General features: G+C 65.0%; 19 protein-coding genes. 8 read left to right on the top strand and 11 right to left on the bottom strand.

Features of this window, described 5'->3' with window-relative positions; all coding sequences use genetic code 11:
- The first annotated feature begins 103 nt into the window (after nt 1-103).
- The 7 genes from ON00_RS13390 to ON00_RS13360 all read left to right on the top strand — a co-directional run bounded on the left by ON00_RS13390 (nt 104) and on the right by ON00_RS13360 (nt 8,810).
- Nucleotides 104-1,546, top strand: coding sequence for an NAD(P)-dependent oxidoreductase (locus tag ON00_RS13390; RefSeq protein WP_010406521.1), 1,443 nt, complete (start codon nt 104-106; stop codon nt 1,544-1,546).
- 11 nt (nt 1,547-1,557) lie between these two features.
- Nucleotides 1,558-2,130 carry a DUF2059 domain-containing protein gene (locus ON00_RS13385; RefSeq protein WP_211207124.1) on the top strand — a complete coding sequence of 191 codons (573 nt, stop codon included), beginning with the start codon at nt 1,558-1,560 and terminating at the stop codon, nt 2,128-2,130.
- The gene (locus ON00_RS13380) at nt 2,127-2,711 is read left to right on the top strand and encodes a DUF2059 domain-containing protein (RefSeq protein ID WP_010406517.1); all 585 of its coding nucleotides are present in this window, start codon (nt 2,127-2,129) and stop codon (nt 2,709-2,711) included. Before ON00_RS13385 ends, ON00_RS13380 begins: the two co-directional genes overlap by 4 nt.
- Nucleotides 2,701-7,218: a glutamate synthase large subunit gene (gene gltB / locus ON00_RS13375; RefSeq protein ID WP_010406516.1), complete on the top strand. Its 4,518-nt coding sequence runs from the start codon at nt 2,701-2,703 to the stop codon at nt 7,216-7,218. The genes ON00_RS13380 and gltB overlap by 11 nt, the downstream gene beginning before the upstream one ends.
- Before the next feature lie 61 nt (nt 7,219-7,279).
- A complete protein-coding gene (locus ON00_RS13370) occupies nt 7,280-7,705 on the top strand; it encodes a hypothetical protein (RefSeq protein WP_010406514.1) in 426 nt (141 codons plus the stop codon).
- Between the two features lie 99 nt (nt 7,706-7,804).
- Nucleotides 7,805-8,476, top strand: a complete 672-nt coding sequence (locus tag ON00_RS13365; RefSeq protein WP_010406512.1) for a glutathione S-transferase family protein — start codon at nt 7,805-7,807, stop codon at nt 8,474-8,476.
- Entirely contained in the window at nt 8,463-8,810 is a 348-nt protein-coding gene (locus tag ON00_RS13360; protein WP_010406510.1) for a tRNA-binding protein, read from the top strand. Before ON00_RS13365 ends, ON00_RS13360 begins: the two co-directional genes overlap by 14 nt.
- Here ON00_RS13360 and ON00_RS13355 read toward each other — a convergent pair.
- From ON00_RS13355 to ON00_RS13305, 11 genes are all read right to left on the bottom strand, one after another.
- Complete coding sequence (locus ON00_RS13355) at nt 8,802-10,286, bottom strand: hypothetical protein (RefSeq protein ID WP_010406508.1); 1,485 nt, start codon at nt 10,284-10,286, stop codon at nt 8,802-8,804. The two genes, ON00_RS13360 and ON00_RS13355, sit on opposite strands and share 9 nt — an antisense overlap.
- Before the next feature lie 4 nt (nt 10,287-10,290).
- On the bottom strand, nt 10,291-10,806 hold the full coding sequence (locus tag ON00_RS13350) for a DUF2306 domain-containing protein (protein WP_010406506.1): 516 nt from the start codon (nt 10,804-10,806) through the stop codon (nt 10,291-10,293).
- Nucleotides 10,807-10,831: 25 nt separating this feature from the next.
- Entirely contained in the window at nt 10,832-11,257 is a 426-nt protein-coding gene (locus ON00_RS13345) for a hypothetical protein (protein ID WP_010406505.1), read from the bottom strand.
- Between the two features lie 14 nt (nt 11,258-11,271).
- Nucleotides 11,272-11,808, bottom strand: a complete 537-nt coding sequence (locus ON00_RS13340) for a demethoxyubiquinone hydroxylase family protein (protein ID WP_010406504.1) — start codon at nt 11,806-11,808, stop codon at nt 11,272-11,274.
- Nucleotides 11,805-12,278: a disulfide bond formation protein B gene (locus ON00_RS13335; protein WP_010406503.1), complete on the bottom strand. Its 474-nt coding sequence runs from the start codon at nt 12,276-12,278 to the stop codon at nt 11,805-11,807. Before ON00_RS13335 ends, ON00_RS13340 begins: the two co-directional genes overlap by 4 nt.
- 3 nt (nt 12,279-12,281) lie before the next feature.
- Nucleotides 12,282-13,619, bottom strand: a complete 1,338-nt coding sequence (locus ON00_RS13330; protein ID WP_010406502.1) for a S41 family peptidase — start codon at nt 13,617-13,619, stop codon at nt 12,282-12,284.
- Between the two features lie 93 nt (nt 13,620-13,712).
- On the bottom strand, nt 13,713-14,894 hold the full coding sequence (locus tag ON00_RS13325) for a murein hydrolase activator EnvC family protein (protein WP_010406501.1): 1,182 nt from the start codon (nt 14,892-14,894) through the stop codon (nt 13,713-13,715).
- 1 nt (nt 14,895) lies between these two features.
- Nucleotides 14,896-15,318 carry a 23S rRNA (pseudouridine(1915)-N(3))-methyltransferase RlmH gene (locus ON00_RS13320; RefSeq protein ID WP_010406500.1) on the bottom strand — a complete coding sequence of 141 codons (423 nt, stop codon included), beginning with the start codon at nt 15,316-15,318 and terminating at the stop codon, nt 14,896-14,898.
- Nucleotides 15,319-15,391: 73 nt separating this feature from the next.
- A complete protein-coding gene (rsfS, locus tag ON00_RS13315; protein ID WP_010406499.1) occupies nt 15,392-15,793 on the bottom strand; it encodes a ribosome silencing factor in 402 nt (133 codons plus the stop codon).
- Nucleotides 15,794-15,801: 8 nt separating this feature from the next.
- Nucleotides 15,802-16,467, bottom strand: a complete 666-nt coding sequence (locus ON00_RS13310) for a nicotinate-nucleotide adenylyltransferase (protein WP_050810920.1) — start codon at nt 16,465-16,467, stop codon at nt 15,802-15,804.
- On the bottom strand, nt 16,431-17,699 hold the full coding sequence (locus ON00_RS13305; RefSeq protein WP_010406496.1) for a glutamate-5-semialdehyde dehydrogenase: 1,269 nt from the start codon (nt 17,697-17,699) through the stop codon (nt 16,431-16,433). Before ON00_RS13305 ends, ON00_RS13310 begins: the two co-directional genes overlap by 37 nt.
- Before the next feature lie 66 nt (nt 17,700-17,765).
- On the opposite strand from ON00_RS13305, the gene ON00_RS13300 reads away from it, so the two are divergent.
- The gene (locus ON00_RS13300; RefSeq protein ID WP_010406495.1) at nt 17,766-18,839 is read left to right on the top strand and encodes a DUF3667 domain-containing protein; all 1,074 of its coding nucleotides are present in this window, start codon (nt 17,766-17,768) and stop codon (nt 18,837-18,839) included.
- The last annotated feature ends 38 nt before the right edge of the window (nt 18,840-18,877 follow it).

Genomic DNA, 18,877 nt, shown 5'->3' with positions numbered 1-18,877 from the left:
ATCAAACACCGCATTTTATAGGTCACTATAGCTGTCCTAAATGCCGTTTTGATCGTGACAATCCGCGTAACACACGGTATCTGCGCCCTCGAAAGGGGCGCAGATGGCCGACACGTCGCTACTGAAGTTCGTCGATCGCGAGCAGGCTTATCCAGCCAAGCGCGAACCCGAGATCCGTGCCGAGGATTTCCGCGAAATCGCCGAGCGCTATGCCGCGCCCGAAGCGGAGGATCAGGCCGGGCGCTGCTCGCAATGCGGCGTGCCCTATTGCTCGGTGCATTGCCCGCTGCACAACCACATCCCCGACTGGCTGCGCCTCACCGCCGAGGGGCGGCTGCGCGAAGCCTATGAGCTGAGCAATTCCACCTCGACCATGCCCGAGATTTGCGGCCGCATCTGCCCGCAGGACCGGCTGTGCGAAGGCAATTGCGTCATTGAATTCTCCGGCCATGGCGCGGTGACGATCGGATCGGTCGAAAAGTTCATCACCGATACCGCCTGGGAAGAAGGCTGGGTCGAACCCCTCGTGCCCGGCACCCCGCGCGGCCAGTCGGTCGGCGTGATCGGGGCGGGGCCAGCGGGCCTCAGCGCCGCCGAATATCTGCGCGTCAATGGCTATGACGTGCATGTCTATGACCGGTATGACCGTGCGGGCGGGCTGCTGACCTATGGCATCCCCGGCTTCAAGCTGGAAAAGCCCGTCGTCATGCGCCGGGTCGATCGGTTGAAGGCCGGCGGCATCGTCTTCCACGAAAATTTCGAGGTCGGCCGTGATGCCACGCTCGACGAATTGCGCCAGCGCCATGATGCGGTGCTGATCGCTACCGGCGTGTACCGCGCGCGCGCGATCAAGGCAGCGGGCGTGGACAAGAAGGGCGTCGTCGACGCGCTAGCCTTCCTCACCGCCTCCAACCGCAAGAATTTCGGCGATACCGTGCCGGCGTTCGACGATGGTCGCCTCAATGCGGCGGGCAAGCATGTCGTGGTCATTGGCGGCGGAGATACCGCGATGGATTGCGTGCGCACCGCGATCCGCCAGAATGCGGCGTCAGTGAAGTGCCTCTATCGCCGCGACCGCGCCAACATGCCGGGTTCGCAGCGCGAAGTGAACAATGCCGAGGAGGAAGGCGTCGAGTTCGTCTGGCTCTCCGCCCCCGAAAGCTTCACCGGCGGCGACGCGGTGAGCGGCGTGAAGGCGAGCGGCATGCGCCTCGGCGCGCCCGACGCCTCGGGCCGCCGCGCGCCCGAGATCGACCCTGAGGGCGGCTTTGACTTGCCCGCCGATCTCGTCATCAAGGCGCTCGGCTTCGATGCCGAGGATCTGCCCAAACTGTTCGCCGCGCCCGAACTCGGCACCACGCGTTGGGGCACGGTGCTGGTCGACAATAAGACGCTGATGACCTCGCTCGACGGCGTGTTCGCGGCGGGCGATATCGTGCGCGGTGCGAGCCTCGTCGTCTGGGCGATCCGCGACGGCCGCGATGTCGCGGCGAGCATGCACAAATATCTGAAGGCAAAGGCGAGCGCGGGGAGGAAAGCGGCGTGAAGGGGACGATCTTGCTCGCGGCCGCGATCCTCGCCCCCGCCGCCCCCGCCATGAGCCAGACCGCAACGTCGGAAGCTACGGCACCTGCGGTCGATCCAGCGCGTCTCGCCGCAGCCCGCTTGCTCATCGACCAAATCTTCCCCCCGGCCACCCGGGAGCAAATGATGAACGGTATGATGGCGGCGATGACCGCCAACATTCGTCAGCCGCTCATGGCCAATCCTGAATTTGCGGCTGCGGTTAACAAGGACCCGCGCGTCAAGACGCTCTTCGATGCCTTTGTCGCTCGTCAATTCGCTCGATCGACCCAGGTATTAAACGCAAACCTCCCCGGAATGGCCGACGCGATGGCCCACGCTTATGCGCGTCGTTTCGATACCGCCCAACTCCATGATTTGTCGGCATTCTTCTCGACCCCGACCGGCAAAATCTACACTGCAACTTCGATGACGATCCTGAGCGATCACGACATTGCCGCGTGGCAACGCAATGTGATGACGCAATCGATGAAAACGGTGCAATCCGACATCGCAGATCTCGTCAAGCAAATCACCGCCCTCCAGCCGCCCGTGAAGACGCCATGACCGCGCTACTGTCGTTTCTGCTGTTGGGGGGTGCCGTTGCCGGACAGGATGGGCCAAAGCCTCCGGTCCCGATCTACGCCGCCCAGACGCCAGATCCCGCGCGACTGGACGAAGCACGCAGGCTTGTAGCGATCTTATCACCACCGTCAGTCCGTAAAGTGACCAGCGACAAGCTCGCTTTTATCTTGACGGAACAAGTGATGCAGGCCGTCCGGTCAGACGCGACATTCAAAGCCCTGGGATCGAAGAGCAGGCCTTCCATTCAGCGGCTCCTCAATCGACAAACGCTGCTGGTCGAGCACGATCTAACCGCAGCTTGGCCGACAATCGCGGAAGCGCAGGCGAATGCCTACGCCTTGCGCCTTACCGTCGAGCAAATGAAAGCAACCGAGGCCTTCATGGCAACGGACGCGGGACAGAGCTATCTCAACGTAACAGCTTTGCTCGACAACGACCCGATGGCCGCCCGCCCAATCGCAGAAGTGATTGGCGCGGGCGTGAAACGGGCACCCGAGGAGATAGCGAAAATGAGAGCTGATCTCGCATCGCTCCACCAGCAGGACAGCAAAAATGGCAAGTGACGCCGAACGCCTCCGCCTCGCCGAACACGGCATGTACCGCCCCGAATTCGAGGGCGACGCGTGCGGCGTCGGCCTCGTCGCGGCGACCGATGGCACGCCGTCGCGCCGGGTCGTGCAATCCGCGATCGATGCGCTGAAGGCCGTATGGCATCGCGGTGCGGTCGATGCCGATGGCAAGACCGGCGATGGCGCTGGCCTGCATATCGACTTGCCGCTCAAATTCTTCGACGATGCGATCGCCGCCTCGGGCCACCGCCCGCTGCCCAACCGGCTGGCGGTCGGCATGATCTTCCTGCCGCGCACCGATCTTGGCGCGCAGGAGGATTGCCGCACGATCGTTGAAAGCGCGATCATCGAGGAAGGCTATACCATCTATGGCTGGCGTCAGGTGCCGGTCGATGTGTCGGTGATCGGGCAAAAGGGCCTCGCCACGCGCCCCGAGATCGAACAGATCATGATCGCCGGCCCGCTGCCCGAGGAGCAGAGTGCCGCCGAGTTTGAAAAGAACCTCTATCTCGTTCGCCGCCGGATCGAGAAGCGTGTCATCGCCGCGCAGATTCAGGGCTTTTACGTCTGCTCGCTGTCGTGCCGCTCGATCATCTACAAGGGGCTGTTCCTCGCCGAATCGCTGTCGATCTTCTACCCCGATCTGCGCGATCCGCGTTTCGAGAGCCGCGTCGCGATCTTCCACCAGCGCTATTCCACCAACACCTTCCCGCAATGGTGGCTGGCGCAACCGTTCCGCACGCTGGCGCATAATGGTGAGATCAACACCATTCGCGGCAACAAGAACTGGATGCTCAGCCACGAAATCAAGATGGCGAGCCTCTCGTTCGGCGAACAGTCCGAGGACATCAAGCCGGTGATCCCGGCGGGCGCGTCGGACACCGCCGCGCTCGACGCGGTGTTCGAGGCGATCTGCCGCTCGGGCCGCGATGCGCCGACCGCCAAGCTGATGCTGGTGCCCGAGGCCGTGGCGGACAATTCCGACATGCCCGCCGATCACCTCGCTATGTATCAATATCTGGCGAGCGTGATGGAGCCGTGGGACGGCCCCGCCGCGCTGGCGATGACCGATGGCCGCTGGGCGGTGGCGGGCATGGACCGCAACGCGCTGCGCCCCTTGCGCTATGTCCGCACCATCGACGGTCTGGTGATCGTCGGGTCGGAAAGCGGCATGGTCGTCGTGCCCGAATCGACTGTGGTCGAGAAAGGCCGGCTCGGGCCGGGCCAGATGCTCGCGATTGATCTCGACGAAGGCGTGCTGCTGCACGACCGCGCGATCAAGGACCGCATTGCCGGCGAAGCCGATTATGCCGGGATGATCGAGGCGTTCCAGCGGATCGAAGCGCTGCCGCAGCCCGACCACGATCCGATCACGCGCTTCGACCGCGCCGAACTGACGCGCCGCCAGATCGCCGCCGGGCAGACGCTCGAAGATATGGAGCTGATCCTCGCGCCGATGGTGGAAAGCGCCAAGGAAGCGATCGGCTCGATGGGCGACGATACCCCGCTCGCGGTCATTTCCGACAAGCCGCGCCTGATCAGCCAATTCTTCCGGCAGAATTTCAGCCAGGTCACCAACCCGCCGATCGATCCTTTACGCGAACGCCATGTGATGTCGCTCAAGACGCGCTTCGGCAACCTCGCCAACATCCTCGACACCGAGGATCGGCGCGATGGCGTGCTGGTGCTGCAATCGCCGGTGCTCGACGGCACCACCTGGGCGCAATTGAAAACGCATTTCGGCGCACAGGCAGCCGAAATCGACTGCACCTTTGAGGCCGGTGGTGGCCCCGAGACGCTGCGCGCCGCAATCGCCCGCATTCGTGCCGAAGCGGTGACCGCCGTGCGCCAGGGCAAGAGCGAATTGTTCCTGACCGACATGGCGATCGGCCCGGACCGCATCGGCATCGCCGGGGTCCTCGCTGCCGCCGCCGTCCACACCCATCTCGTGCGGATGGGATTGCGCTCCTATGCCAGCATCAACATCCAGACCGCCGAATGCCTCGACACTCATTATTATGCGGTGCTGATCGGCGTCGGCGCGACCACGGTCCACGCCTATCTGGCCGAGGCCGCGATCGTCGATCGCCATGCGCGCGGCCTGTTCGGAAATCTGACGCTGGAACAATGTCTTGAACGGCATCGCACGGCGATCGACGAGGGCCTGCTCAAGATCATGTCGAAGATGGGGATCGCCGTGATCTCCAGCTATCGCGGCGGCTATAATTTCGAAGCGGTCGGCCTCAGCCGTGCGCTGGTCAACGACCTGTTCCCGGGGATGCCCGCGAAGATCTCGGGCGAGGGCTATGCCTCGCTCCACCTCAACGCGCAGTTGCGGCACGACAAGGCTTATGACACGGCGGTGGCCTCGCTGCCGATCGGCGGCTTCTATCGCCAGCGCCACACCGGCGAAACGCACGCATATTCCGCACAACTCATGCACTTGCTGCAGACCTCGGTCGCGACCGACAGCTATTCGACCTATCTGCAATTCTCGCGTGGGGTGGAGGGGCTGCCGCCCATCTATCTGCGCGATCTGCTGCAGTTCAATTTCCCCGCCGAGGGCGTGCCGGTCGATCAGGTCGAGGCGATCACCGAGATCCGCAAGCGTTTCGTGACGCCGGGCATGTCGTTGGGCGCGCTCAGCCCCGAAGCGCATGAAACGCTCGCCATCGCGATGAACCGCATCGGGGCCAAGGCCGTGTCGGGCGAAGGCGGCGAGGACAGCGCCCGCTATCAACCCTATGCCAATGGCGACAACGCCAATTCCGGGGTGAAGCAGATCGCCAGCGGTCGCTTCGGCGTGACGGCGGAATATCTCAACGCCTGCGACGAGATCGAAATCAAGGTCGCGCAGGGCGCAAAGCCCGGCGAAGGCGGGCAATTGCCCGGCTTCAAGGTGACCGAATTCATCGCCAAATTGCGCCATGCGACCCCCGGCGTAACGCTGATCTCGCCGCCGCCGCACCACGACATCTATTCGATCGAGGATCTGGCGCAGCTCATCTATGACCTGAAGCAGATCAATCCAGTCGCGCGGGTGTGCGTCAAGCTCGTCTCCTCGGCCGGGATCGGCACGGTGGCGGCGGGCGTGGCCAAGGCCCATGCCGACGTCATCCTGATCGCCGGGCATGTCGGCGGCACCGGAGCCTCCCCGCAAACCAGCATCAAATATGCGGGGACCCCGTGGGAAATGGGCTTGTCGGAGGTCAACCAGACGCTGACGCTCAACGGCCTGCGCGGGCGCATCAAGCTGCGCACCGATGGTGGCCTCAAGACCGGACGCGACATCGTCATCGCCGCGATCCTGGGCGCGGAAGAATTCGGCATCGGCACGCTCAGCCTGGTGGCGATGGGCTGCATCATGGTGCGCCAATGCCATTCCAACACCTGCCCGGTCGGCGTGTGCACGCAGGACGAGGCGTTGCGCGCCAAGTTCGGCGGCACGCCCGAAAAGGTCATCAATTTGATGACGTTCATCGCCGAGGAAGTGCGCGATATCCTCGCCCGGCTGGGGTTCCGCAGTCTGGACGAAGTGATCGGCCGCACCGAATTGCTGCGCCAGGTCAGCCGGGGGGCCGAACATCTCGACGATCTCGACCTCAACCCGATCCTCGCCAAGGTGGATGCACCCGACGATCAGCGTCGCTTCAGCCTGAAAACGCGCCGCAACGAAGTGCCCGACAGCCTCGATGCGCAGATGATCAAGGATGCCGCAGCGGTGTTCACCCGGCGCGAGAAGATGCAATTGACCTATTCGGTGCGCAACACGCACCGCGCGGTCGGCACGCGCCTGTCGAGCGAGATCACGCGCACCTTCGGCATGTCGGCCCTGGCCGACGGGCATGTCCATGTCCGTCTGCGCGGCTCGGCCGGGCAAAGCCTCGGCGCGTTCCTGTGCAAGGGCATCACGCTCGAAGTGTTCGGCGACGCCAATGACTATGTCGGCAAGGGTCTGTCGGGCGGGAACATCGTGGTTCGCCCGGTGGTCAGTTCACCGCTCGCCAGCCAGGACAACACCATCATCGGCAACACCGTGCTCTACGGCGCGACCTCGGGCAGCCTCTATGCGGCAGGCCAGGCGGGCGAGCGCTTCGCGGTGCGCAATTCGGGCGCGACCGTGGTGGTCGAAGGCTGTGGTGCCAATGGCTGTGAATATATGACCGGCGGCACCGCCGTCGTGCTCGGCCCGGTCGGGGCCAACTTCGGCGCAGGCATGACCGGCGGCATGGCGTTCATCTATGATGCGGATGGCAGCTTCGCCCGGCGCGCCAACCCCGAGAACATCACCTGGAACCGCCTGTCGTCGCTGCATTGGGAAGCGGTGCTGCTCGGTCTCGTCCGCGCGCACCATGCCGCGACCGACAGCAAATGGTCGGGCGCGTTGCTCGACGATTGGGGCCGCGTGGTCGATCGCTTCTGGCAAGTGGTGCCCAAGGAAATGCTGACCCGCCTGTCGCATCCGCTCGACGACCAGGTGGAGCAAATCGCCGCCGAATGATCGACCGAGCGCGCGAATCGTGCTAACGGTGCGTGCGCTCGGTTTCTATTCGAGGTTTGTTATGCGGTTTCTTCTCGTCAGTGTTTTCGCGCTCGGGCTGGCCTCGCCCGCTTTTGCGCAGGACCGCGCGCCCGCTCTGGATGCGCAGCAAATCGGCTCGGCGCTGTCGACGCCGCTGGTTCAGGAAGGCCTTGCCGCCACCGTCGATGAATTCGCAGATGCCCTGCTCCAGACGCATGTCGGCCCGCTGGCGCATTATGCCGATCCGCGCGCCAATGTGCGACCGGACAATACGCTCGGCGATCTCGCGGCCCGTTCCAACCCCAATTACCGCCGCGATCTGCACGAAAGCGCGCGCGGCGCGGTCGCGGCTACCGGTCGGGCGATGCAGGACGTTGCCAGCATGAGCGCCGAGCTCAAGCGCACCTCCGACCGGATCCGCCACCTGCTCGACCAGACACGGGCGGAGATGGAATCGCTCCGCTAATATCTCGAGTGGCGTCGGGCATGCCGCAAAGGGGTCGATCGACCGAATCCCGCGTCAAGCCATCTTCCCCCGCCGCCGCGCAGCTTCTACGACGGGCCTATGTGGCAACTCTTTCAATTCCCGCTCTGCCCGTTTTCGCGCAAGGTGCGCCTGCTGCTGGGGGAAAAGGGCGTCGGCTGCGAGCTCATCCGCGAAAACCCGTGGGAGCAGCGCGACGAATTCCTCGACATGAACCCGGCGGGCCAGGTGCCGGTGATGACGGACAAGCAGCGCAGCATCCGCCTGATGGATTCGATGGCGATTTGCGAATATCTTGAGGAAACCGTCGAGAAGAACGCGATGCTCAACGGCACCGCCGTCAACCGCGCCGAAATCCGCCGTCTGGTGGCCTGGTTCGATTCGCAATTCTTCGCCGATATCGTGGCACCGCTGCTGCACGAACGCATGGAAAAGCGGCTGGTCACCAAGGAGCCGCCCGACGCGCGCAAGCTGCGCGATGCGATGAAGGCGGCGGTGCGGCACCTCGATTATACCGATTATCTGCTCGACCATCATAATTGGATGGCAGGATCGACGATGAGTCTGGCCGACCTTGCCGCCGCGGCGCAGATTTCGGTCGCCGATTATCTCGGCGGGATCGACTGGAAGAATCACGAACAGACCGCAAAATGGTACCGCGGGTTCAAGAGCCGCCCGAGCTTCCGCCCGTTACTGTCCGAGCGGATGGAAGGGATCGTTCCTCCAAGGCACTATGACGATGTCGATTTCTGAGCGCGTCACCTTCGACGATTTCCTGAAGCTCGACATTCGCGTCGGGACGATCGTCGAGGCCTTGCCCTTCCCGGAGGCGCGCAAACCCGCCTATCGGTTGAAGATCGATTTCGGGCCGGAGATCGGGATCAAACGCTCCTCGGCGCAGATTACCAAGCGCTACACGCTGGAGGAATTACCGGGGCAGCAGGTGGCGGCGGTGGTGAACTTTCCACCGCGCCAGATCGGCCCGGTCCTGTCCGAAGTGCTGACGCTGGGCTTTCCCGATGCGGAGGGCGAGGTCGTGCTGGTGCAACCCACCCTCCCCGTGCCCAATGGCGGGCGTTTATACTGACGGCGCGAGCCGCCGGTCGCGCTCTGCGGCCCGTGTCCACCACAGGATCAGCCCCAGCATCGGCAACGCGACGTCGAGATATAAGGCAAAGCCGAACCAAGGCTGCCAGCCCCAATAGACATTGGCCAGCGTGTTGAACTTGCCGTGCGCGAACAGGCCGACAAAATTGCGCGTCCATACCGGCGTCGCCATGTTTTCCGGTGCGAAAATGTCGGTCGATGCGATGACCAGATTGAGGATCATCGACAGCCCGAGCAGCGCCGCCGCCGCACGCTTGGCCGCACGCGACCGCAGCGAGGCCCAGAACGGCGCGAGACCAAGCGCCAGAAAGGGAATGGCCGGCACCGAATGGCGCGGCCCGGTTGAAGCGCCACCGTCCCAATAGGCGTAGGAGGCGTTGAGCAAGAGCACGATCCCGATCACACCAACCGCCAAGATGCCGAGGTCGCGAGTCCGACGGTCGCGCAGCCAATAGACCACACCCACCCCGCCCATCACGAGCGCCGGTGCCACCCACATCAGGCCGCGCCGCAGGCCAAGCGTGATGCCCAGCAGCGCTTCCGGTTTTGGGTAGGTCAGCCCGAACAGCCCCTGATTCATCCCACTAAACCCGACCACGCCGCGATAGCCGGTCATGAACGGCGTCCCGAACGCGAACTGATTATAGGCCAGCATCGGCAGCACCGCGACCACCGCAGACGCAACCGCCAGCGCATGCAATCGCCACCGCATCGGCCACACCGCCGACCGGCTGCGCCACAAGGCCCATAGCCCGATGGCAAGGCCGCCCAAGGCCGCCTGAAATTCCACCGCAACCCCCCAGCCAAGCGCCAACCCGGCCATCACCGGATAGCGCCAGCGGCCAAGCTCCGTCGCGCCCGACGTGCCACGCCAGATCGCCCAGGTCGCGATCAGAAACAGCGCCGCGACCGAGGCATGGCCGAACATCGTGGTCGACCAGCCCCATATCACCGACCCCAAGGCATACCCCAGCGCCGCAAACAGCCCGGCGGCCGGGCTGCCGGTGAGGCCAGTGCCGAAATCGAACAGCAGCACCGTCGCAAAGGCCGTCAACAGCGCCGACCCGAATGCCACCGCCAGCCACAAGCGCAGCCGCAGGAAATTGGCGAGCCGGAGATTGGTGATGTCGATCACTTCATCATAGGATTGCGCGCCCGCCAGGCGATCGGCCGCCCAAACCACCGGGGCCGCCATCAGCGTCATGCCCGGCGCTTTATCCATATAATAATGGGTGCCGGTCTTGGTCTCGAACTGCGCCTTGTCGATCGTCAGCGTCTCGTAACGATCGATCGTCGCCTCGCCGCGCTCGACCAGCGCGAGCGCGCCAAACAGGCGCGTGGCGTTATTGGGGTTGAGCTCGAACGAGCCGAACCACACGCACGACAGCCACACGAGCGCGAACAGCAGGAGCGCCGACGCATGCGGAGCGCGAACGGTCGTGTTAGGCTCGCTCATGAAATCAGGCGAACAGCCATCGGCCAAGCAAGCGCCCGAACGGGAGTGTGAAAAAGCCCGCAATCAGCAGTGCACCCGTCACCATCCCGCGCACTTGCCGCCGGTGCGAGGCGATCCGGTGGTTGCGCGCGCTCCACCAGAGCAAGGGTGCGGCGATCACGACATAGGCCGAAATGATATGGATGACGCTGAAACGCCCGTGATTGGTGGAGCGCACAAAAAAGGATTCAACCGCCGTCAGGACCATGGCGACGACCCAAATCATGCCCAGGATCCGGTGCGGCCTGTCCCCGCGGGGCCGCAGCAGCATCACCGGCGTCAGCACCAGCGCCAGCATCACCGTGACGAGATGGCCCCAGATGACGAGCGGCACCCCGCCCCACCTTGGATACCCCTTGGCGAGCGCGACCATGATGGTCCCGAACAACGCCAACGCGGCGATGGCGAGAACTTTCTCATAAGCATCGGCCGCGAGCGGCTTTGTCATCTTGTCGCGTGTCAGGACGTTCCCGCGCGCCATGCCACCCCCTTGCACGCTCAAACGATCACGGCAGCGAGGCTTCGATGGCGCGTTGGTCGGCTTTGGCTTCCTGCTTTTCCCGCTTGTAGGTGCGCCCGGCCTGCGCGAAGCAGCCGGTCGACCCGCCGGGACCAACTGTCGAACAACTGCCGATGCCCGATGCGCCGACCCGGTCACTGGCCGCCGCGCGCGATGCCCAGCTTTCATTTTCGGGCGTGACCTTCAGTTCGCGCAATTCCTTGGGGATACGGAACTGCTCGCCGGGCTTGCGGCGAACGCACACCACGATTTCATTGCCGTCGGCATCGGTCGGGCACTTTTGCGTGCCGTAGATCACCAGCGTCGGCACCGGCACATTCTGCGCGGCAAGCGGCGTGGGCGCGATGGCCCCCATGCCAAGTCCGCTTAGCACCGTCGCCGCCAACACTGTCTTCGTCGTCAGGTTCGCCATGATCCTGTCTCCCGTCAAATCCGTTTCGCGGTCGCGATGGCGACCTTGCAGCCCAGCCGGATGACCGCGCTGAGCAGCGGATATCCAACAGCGTTTTCCGCACCCGCCGCCAGCGCCGTTTCGCGATGTTCGACCTCTTCGGCCTGAAAATCGCGGATGGCGGCGGAAAGCTCCGGATCGCTGTCCCCTAGCACATCGAGCTGCTCGGCATAATGCTTGTCGATCTCGGTTTCTACGGCAGCGGTGCACGCCATCGCGGCTTCAGGGCCCATCGCCGCCGTCACCGCGCCGAGCGCAAAACCGGCCACATCCCAGAACGGCTGCAGCACGGTTGGCCGCACACTGCGCCGCGCCATCATCGAATCGAAGAACGCGCGGTGGCGCTCCTCCTGATTGGCCATGCCCGCAACCGCGCGCGCCGCCGGGCTGCGATCGCCCAGCACCGCCAGCTGCCCCGCATAGATCCGCGTCGCGCCATATTCGCCCGCTTGATCGACCCGTACCATCGCTGCGGTCGCGCGCTTCGGATCGCCGGGTTTCCAGCGAGTCATGCGGCCTTCCTCCGCATCAGCGCAAAGATGGTGAGCGCGCCGACACTCGAAAAGAGCGCATTGTACCCGGCGAGCGAGACATGGAACAACGTCCACTGCGCCACGTCGCAGCGAATGATCGGCGCGTTCATGATGCTGTCGAGCGTGATCGGCCCCGATACCGTCGAAGTGCAAGCGGTGACGCCCGCCCACCAATGATATTCGACCCCGGCATGATAAACCCCGATCAGGCCGCTGACCAGAATTGCCAACGCCGCCAGCCCGACGAGCGCGGTCTGCGCCACGCGTCCCGGCACCACAAACGCAAGCGCCGCCAGCACCAGGGCCACGATATGCGGATACCGCTGCCACCAGCACATCTCGCACGGATAGAGCTTGCCGATATATTGAAAGGCCAGCGCCCCGCCGAGCAACGCCAGCGGGATCAGCAATGCCAGCAAACGCGCGGCGCGAAAACGGTCCCGGATCATCGCTTACTTCGCCGCCGTCACGGATTGGGTGGACGACAGCCGCGCGAGCGTCTTCAGCGCATAGCTCAGCTGAAAGTCATCGACCCCCTTGGCTTTCAGCTCGTCCGCGGTCGCGGCAAAGCGCGGATCGACCTTGCCGTCTTCCTCCAGCGCGCCGTTATTGGCCTTCACTTCGTTGATGAGATGCCGCCGCAAATCATCCTCGCGGAACACGGGCCGCGATTTGTAATCGGGGTCGGAAAGCTGCGGCACCGCGATATCGGGCTCGATCCCGCCCTCCTGCACCGATCGGCCGGACGGGGTATAATAACGCGAGGTGGTCAAGCGCAGCGCGGCATTGTCGCCAAGATCGATCACCGTCTGCACCGATCCCTTGCCGAACGAGCGTTCGCCCATCACCAGCGCGCGGTGATGATCCTGCAGCGCGCCCGCGACGATTTCGGAGGCCGATGCGGTGCCGGCGTTGGTCAGCACGATGATCGGCACGCCATGCGCGAGATCGCCTTTCACATAGGATTCGGCGTAGAACGGCTCGATATCGGCCTTGTCGCGCCCACGCTGCGAGACGATTTCACCGCTGCTGAGGAAATTGTCGGCAACCGCGATCGATTCGTCGCGCAAGCCACCGCCATTGTCGCGCAGATCAATGATATAGCCGAGCGGATCGTGACCGAGCTGCTTGACGATGCCGCGGATCGCGCCCGTCACCGCTTCGCCGGTATGTTCCGAAAAGGCGGTGATGGTGATGACCCCAACGCCGTCCTTGACGCTCCATTTGACTGGCTTCTGCACGATCTTTTCGCGCACCAAAGTCACCTGGATCGGCTTGTCGCGGCCTGGACGCAGCAGCGTCAGCGCGACCTTGGTGCCCGGCGCACCGCGCATCTTCTGGATCGATTCATCCAGTGAGTCGCCAAAGATCAATTTGCCGTCGATATGGGTGATATAGTCGCCCGACTTGATCCCGGCGCGCGCGCCCGGAGCATCGGGCTGTGGCGACATCACCTTGACCGCGCCATCCTCCATCGTGACGGTGAGGCCAAGGCCGCCATAGCTGCCCATCGTCTGGATCTTGAGATTGTCGTAATCGAGCCCGGTCTCATACGCGCTGTGCGGATCGAGCGCGGCGAGCATTCCCTGGATCGCGCCCTTGACCAGCACCTTATCGTCGACCTTGTCGACATATTCCGCCTTCACGCGGTTGAACACGTCGAGGAACACCGACATTTCGCGGTACGTGCCGGTGTCGACCGCCGCCATTGCGCTGGTGCCGATCGGCACAATGGCCAGCACCGCGGCAATCGCGGAGGCCTGAAACAGCGAGGTGGTGAAGCGCGACATCGTTTCGATACTCGTACGAGCAAGAGGGTATCGCCACACCGTAGCGGGGTTTCGTCGCAGAGCAAAGCATGGTCGCCCTGAACGCAGCGTGACTCAGCCGATCAGCGCGGTCATGTCCACCGCGCGATCGCGCCGCCTTAGCTCGACCGTCACGCGCGGAGCCTCACCGCGCTGGGCCTGACCGATCGGCGCGCCCTGCCCGACCGCCTCGCCGATCCGTACGCTCACACTGGCGAGCCCGGCCACCAGCGACGTCCAGCCGCCGCCATGATCGATGATGACGATCGCCCCATAATCGCGAAACGGCCCGGCAAAGGCGATGCGTCCGGCGGCGGGCGCGACGACTTGCGCCCCCGCGAGCGGTGCCAGCGTCAGCCCGCGCGACCGCACGCCCGCCGCCGACACTTCGCCAAGCCCGGTCACGATTTTGCCCTGGACCGGCAGGCGATAGGGCGGGGCCGCGTTCGACCAATGCATCGGGTCAATCGGCGCGGCGGCTTCGCCGGGCCGTGGCGGGCGCGGCAACGGCCCCGGCAGCGATTGCAGGCTCTCGCGCGTCGCCGCCTGATTGCCGATCGTGTCCATCGAATCGACAATGTCGCGCGCCTTTTCGCCAAGCGCGATCGCCCGGTCGGATTCGAACAGCGCGTCGCGCCCAAGGGTACGCGAGCGCAAGCGGTGCTCGGCCTCCAACCGCGTCAGCGCGAGCCGTTGTGCCTCCAGCCGCGCGCGACTTTCGGCCAGCGCCCGCGTCGCCAGCGCGGCTTGCTCCTGCAGCGCGCGCGTCTGGGCCAGATCGGCGCGGACGTCGGCGGTGCGCGCGCGGATGACCGGCAGCGTGCTGGACAGCACCGCGCGAACGTGGACGAGATCATCGACTGAGCCAGGCTGGACCATGCTGATGACGGCGGGACGCCGCGCGAGCGACTGCAGCGCCGCCATCAGCCGCGCGACCGGCGCTTGTTTCACGGCGAGGCGCGCGCGCTGGTCGGCCAGCAACGTGTCGATGATCGCGATCCGTGCTTGCCCGGCGGCGATATCGGCCTCGGCCTGTTGAATGCGGGCCGCGACGGCGGCTTCTTGGGCGCGGGCTTGGGCAGCCTGATTGCGTTCGATGGCGGCGGCGCGTTCCAGCCCGGCCGACCGCGCAGCAGCGGCAGCCGATTGCGCCTTGGCCTCGGCCAGTCGCTGGCGTTGGTCGGCAGTATCCTGCGCCGGTGCCACACTCGCACCCGCCAGTGCCACCGCCCCGATCAAAAAACCCCGCCCGCGCATCTTACCCCTCGCGGTGATAAGGATGGTTGGCGAGAATGCTGGTCGCACGGTACAATTGTTCCGCCAGCATCGCGCGCGCCAGCAAATGCGGCCAGGTCGCCCGCCCGAAGCTCAGCAGCACATCGGCTTCGGCGCGCTGCGCATCGTCAAAGCCATCCGCCGCCCCGATCAGAAAGCGCGCCTCGCGCACCCCGCCATCGCGCCACTTCTCCAGCTTCGCGGCAAGGTCGCGCGAGGGCAGCACCTGCCCCGTCTCATCAAGCATCACCACGCGGGTGCCAGGCTCGACCGGGGGCATCTTGCCGCCGGTATCGGGCAGTTCGGTCATTTTAAACGGCCAGGCCAGCCGTTTGACATAGCGCTCGACCAATTCGGCCTCCGGCCCGCGCCCGATCCGACCACGGGCGACGATGTGGAGCAGCATTGGTTACTCCGTTGCGAGATGTCTTAGCCCACGACTTCCCCGGCGAAGGCCGGGGAGGCAGAAGATATTGCGATCAACCCTCGACCGGCGGCACGACCGGCGGCGTCGGCGCATCGCCAAACGCCCACATCCGTTCGAGATTGTAGAAGGTGCGCACTTCGGGGCGGAACAGATGCACGATCACGTCACCGGCATCGAGCAGCACCCAATCCGCGGTCGGCAAGCCTTCGATGCGGGTCGGGCGGCCAAGCTCACCCTTGATCTTTTCGGCGAGCTTCTGCGCCATCGACGCGACCTGACGGGTCGACCGCCCGCTGGCGATGACCATGTAATCCGCAATGCTCGATTTGCCCGCAAGCGGGATCGAGATGGTGTCGACCGCCTGATCGTCGTCGAGCGACGCGAGCACGAGCCGATGCAGCGCCTCGACCTCATCGGGTTCGGACGCGCGATAAACAGGAGAAGATGAGGCCAAGACGATTCCTATGCAGAAGGTGGAGACGGTTCATCTGGCAGGAAATGCCGCTGCCAGGCGGGGTCGGCAGCACGAAGCTGCGTCGCGGAGTGCGGGTCGGGGCGGAAGCGCAACAGCACGAGTGCCGGCAATCTCCACTGCGTCCAGTTCTTCGCCTGGTGTGCGGGCCGACGTGCGCGCCGCAACCAGCCCATCGCGGGAGCCGCGAGAGCAGCATGTTCATACCCCGGACGCGCGATAACCGCAATCGGAACCTCACGCGCGATCCGGCGCCACCCTTTCCACTGGTGGAACTGCGCGAGATTGTCCGATCCCATCAGCCAGATGAACTGCTTCTTGGGGTAGATTCGCCGCAATTTGGTGACGGTGTCGACGGTGTAGCGCGTGCCGAGATGCTGTTCGATCGCGCTCACCCGGATCGGCGCGTGCCGCGCGACGCGCGTGGCCGAGGCGAAGCGCGCGGCGAACGGGGCCATGTCGCCGCTCTTCTCCTTCAACGGGTTGCCCGGCGACACCAGCCACCACACTTCATCGAGCGCGAGCGCGTCGAGCGCCGCCAGGCTGATCGCGCGGTGCCCCGCATGCGCTGGATTGAACGAACCGCCGAGAATACCGATGCGCGTCCGTGTCGGCGTCTTCAACCGCGCACCTGCCCGGTGCCATAGCCAACCCATTTGTAGGTGGTCAGCCCTTCCAGTGCGACCGGCCCGCGTGCGTGCAACCGTCCGGTAGCGATCCCGATTTCGGCACCCAATCCGAACTCCCCGCCATCGGCAAATTGCGTCGACGCGTTCCACAGCACGATCGCGCTGTCGACTTCGGCCAGGAAGCGCGTCGCGACACTTTCGTCGGCGGCGACGATCGCGTCGGTGTGGTGCGAGCTGTGCCGCGCGATGAAGCGCAATGCCCCTTCCAGCCCGTCGACCAGACCCGCCGAGGCGATCGCCTCGAGATATTCGGTATCCCAATCCATATCGGTCGTCGGCACGAGATCAGGCACCAGCGCGCGCAAGCCGGGGCCACCGCGCACCTCGCACCCGGCGTCGCGCAAAGCGGAGACCAGCCCCACCGGATCGGGATAAGCGCGATCGATCAGCAACGTTTCCATCGCCCCGCACACCCCGGTGCGCCGCATCTTGGCGTCGACCACGATCGCGCGCGCCATCGCGGGATCGGCCGAGGCATCGACATAGATGTGGTTGATGCCGTCGAGATGCGCGAGCACGGGCACGCGCGCTTCCGCCTGGACGCGCGCGACCAGCCCCTTGCCGCCGCGCGGAACGATCAAGTCGATCGCACCGGCGCCCGATGCTCCGTCCGCCGCCAGCATCGCACCGACGGCGGCACGGTCAGTGGTCGGCACCAATTGCGCGGCATCGGCCGGAATGCCTGCCGCCACCAGGCCCGCGACGAGCGCGGCGTGGATCGCGCGGTTGCTCTCAATCGCTTCGGAGCCCCCGCGCAGGATGACGGCGTTGCCCGCCATCACCGCGAGTGCGGCGGCATCGGCGGTCACGTTCGGACGGCTTTCATAGATGATGCCGATCACGCCAATCGGCACGCGCACGCGGCGCAGACGCAAGCCGTTGGGGCGCTCGCGCTCATCAATGATCGCGCCGACCGGATCGGCCAGGCCTGCAACGGCAGTAACGCCATCGGCCATCGCCGCCACGCGCCCGGCATCGAGCTTCAGCCGGTCGAGCATCGCATTCGACAGCCCCGCTTCTGTTGCCTTGGCCATATCGGAAGCATTGGCGGAAAGGATCTGCGGCGCGGCATCGCGCAGCGCCTGTGCGGCCGCGCGGAGCGCAGCCGCCTTGGTCGCGGTCGGCAGCGTCGCCAGCGTGCGGGCGGCGACGCGGGCGCGGTTGGTCATGTCGGCGAGCAGAGTCGTGGCATCGGTCATGACACAGGCGGTATCACGAGCATATGGCCTCCCGCAAAAGCTATCGCATTCGCAAAAGCCGCTGCTATGCTTGGCCCCATGTCGGGGGAAATCGGGGCAGCGGGCGATATCGCAACGGGCATGCTGGTTGGCCGTGTGGCCGAGCCGCATGCTGGCGAGGTCGTCCATCGCGCCCATGAGCATGGGCTTTGCCTGAATTGCGGAACGTCGCTGCAGGGCGATTTCTGCCACGCCTGCGGTCAGGCGGGGCATGTCCACCGCTCGCTTCATTCGATCGGGCATGATCTGCTCCACGGCGTCTTCCACTTTGAAGGCAAGATCTGGCGCACCTTGCCGATGCTGGCATTCCACCCCGGCGCGCTGACGCGGCGCTACATTGCCGGCGAGCGCGCGCGCTTCGTCTCGCCGCTGGCGCTGTTCCTGTTTTCGGTGTTCCTGATGTTCGCGACGATCCACGCGCTTGCCGGGGAAGGCGGCGTCGGCATGCCACCCGAGGCGCGCGCCAAGGCAGTCGAGAACATCGACGCGAACCTCGCCAAGGGCAAAGCGCAGCTCGCCGAGCTGCAAGCGACGCCCAATGCCCCCGGCGCGGCGGAGAAAATCGCTGAGGTGAAGGACGATATGACCTCGCTCACCGCAGCGCGCAATGTGATGTCGGGCAAGGCCGCGCAGGACATCCCGCTCAGCTTCGACGACGTCCACACCAGTTGGCACGCGCTCGACAAGGGGCTGGCCAAGGCGAGGGAGAATCCGGGGCTGGTGCTCTACAAGCTGCAATCGAGCGCGTATAAATATAGCTGGGCGCTGATCCCGATCTCAACGCCGTTCGTGGCCTTGCTGTTTCTGTGGCGGCGGCGCTTCCAGATGTACGACCATGCGATCTTCGTGACCTATTCGATCGCCTTCATGATGATGCTGGTGGTCGCGCTGACGCTGCTGTCGAGCGCGGGGGTATCGTACTGGCTGATCGAGCGCGCGGCGCTGATCATCCCTCCTGTCCATATGTTCGCGCAATTGCGCGGTGCTTATGGCCTGCGCAAGCGATCGGCGCTGTGGCGCACGGTCGCTTTGCTGATCTTCGCCTGGGTCGCGTTGCTCGCCTTCGTCGCGATGCTGCTTGTTATGGGCTTGATGGAATAGCCCTCCGCTCGGTCGCCACCCGATCCCGCAGCACAGGA

Source organism: Sphingomonas echinoides ATCC 14820 (genome assembly GCF_000241465.1).
Lineage (GTDB): Bacteria > Pseudomonadota > Alphaproteobacteria > Sphingomonadales > Sphingomonadaceae > Sphingomonas > Sphingomonas echinoides.
This window is presented reverse-complemented; position numbering and strand designations above follow the sequence as displayed.

Excerpts from the sequence above, each read along its gene's own strand:
- ON00_RS13310 (WP_050810920.1), bottom strand. The coding sequence starts at position 16,467 with ATGGGTTGGCTATGGCACCGGGCAGGTGCGCGGTTGAAGACGCCGACA.
- ON00_RS13320 (WP_010406500.1), bottom strand. The coding sequence starts at position 15,318 with ATGCTGCTCCACATCGTCGCCCGTGGTCGGATCGGGCGCGGGCCGGAG.
- ON00_RS13360 (WP_010406510.1), top strand. The coding sequence starts at position 8,463 with ATGTCGATTTCTGAGCGCGTCACCTTCGACGATTTCCTGAAGCTCGAC.
- ON00_RS13300 (WP_010406495.1), top strand. The coding sequence starts at position 17,766 with ATGCTTGGCCCCATGTCGGGGGAAATCGGGGCAGCGGGCGATATCGCA.
- ON00_RS13335 (WP_010406503.1), bottom strand. The coding sequence starts at position 12,278 with ATGATCCGGGACCGTTTTCGCGCCGCGCGTTTGCTGGCATTGCTGATC.
- ON00_RS13305 (WP_010406496.1), bottom strand. The coding sequence starts at position 17,699 with ATGACCGATGCCACGACTCTGCTCGCCGACATGACCAACCGCGCCCGC.
- ON00_RS13390 (WP_010406521.1), top strand. The coding sequence starts at position 104 with ATGGCCGACACGTCGCTACTGAAGTTCGTCGATCGCGAGCAGGCTTAT.
- ON00_RS13380 (WP_010406517.1), top strand. The coding sequence starts at position 2,127 with ATGACCGCGCTACTGTCGTTTCTGCTGTTGGGGGGTGCCGTTGCCGGA.
- ON00_RS13355 (WP_010406508.1), bottom strand. The coding sequence starts at position 10,286 with ATGAGCGAGCCTAACACGACCGTTCGCGCTCCGCATGCGTCGGCGCTC.
- ON00_RS13370 (WP_010406514.1), top strand. The coding sequence starts at position 7,280 with ATGCGGTTTCTTCTCGTCAGTGTTTTCGCGCTCGGGCTGGCCTCGCCC.
- ON00_RS13340 (WP_010406504.1), bottom strand. The coding sequence starts at position 11,808 with ATGACTCGCTGGAAACCCGGCGATCCGAAGCGCGCGACCGCAGCGATG.
- ON00_RS13365 (WP_010406512.1), top strand. The coding sequence starts at position 7,805 with ATGTGGCAACTCTTTCAATTCCCGCTCTGCCCGTTTTCGCGCAAGGTG.
- ON00_RS13345 (WP_010406505.1), bottom strand. The coding sequence starts at position 11,257 with ATGGCGAACCTGACGACGAAGACAGTGTTGGCGGCGACGGTGCTAAGC.
- ON00_RS13325 (WP_010406501.1), bottom strand. The coding sequence starts at position 14,894 with ATGCGCGGGCGGGGTTTTTTGATCGGGGCGGTGGCACTGGCGGGTGCG.
- gltB (WP_010406516.1), top strand. The coding sequence starts at position 2,701 with ATGGCAAGTGACGCCGAACGCCTCCGCCTCGCCGAACACGGCATGTAC.
- ON00_RS13330 (WP_010406502.1), bottom strand. The coding sequence starts at position 13,619 with ATGTCGCGCTTCACCACCTCGCTGTTTCAGGCCTCCGCGATTGCCGCG.
- ON00_RS13350 (WP_010406506.1), bottom strand. The coding sequence starts at position 10,806 with ATGGCGCGCGGGAACGTCCTGACACGCGACAAGATGACAAAGCCGCTC.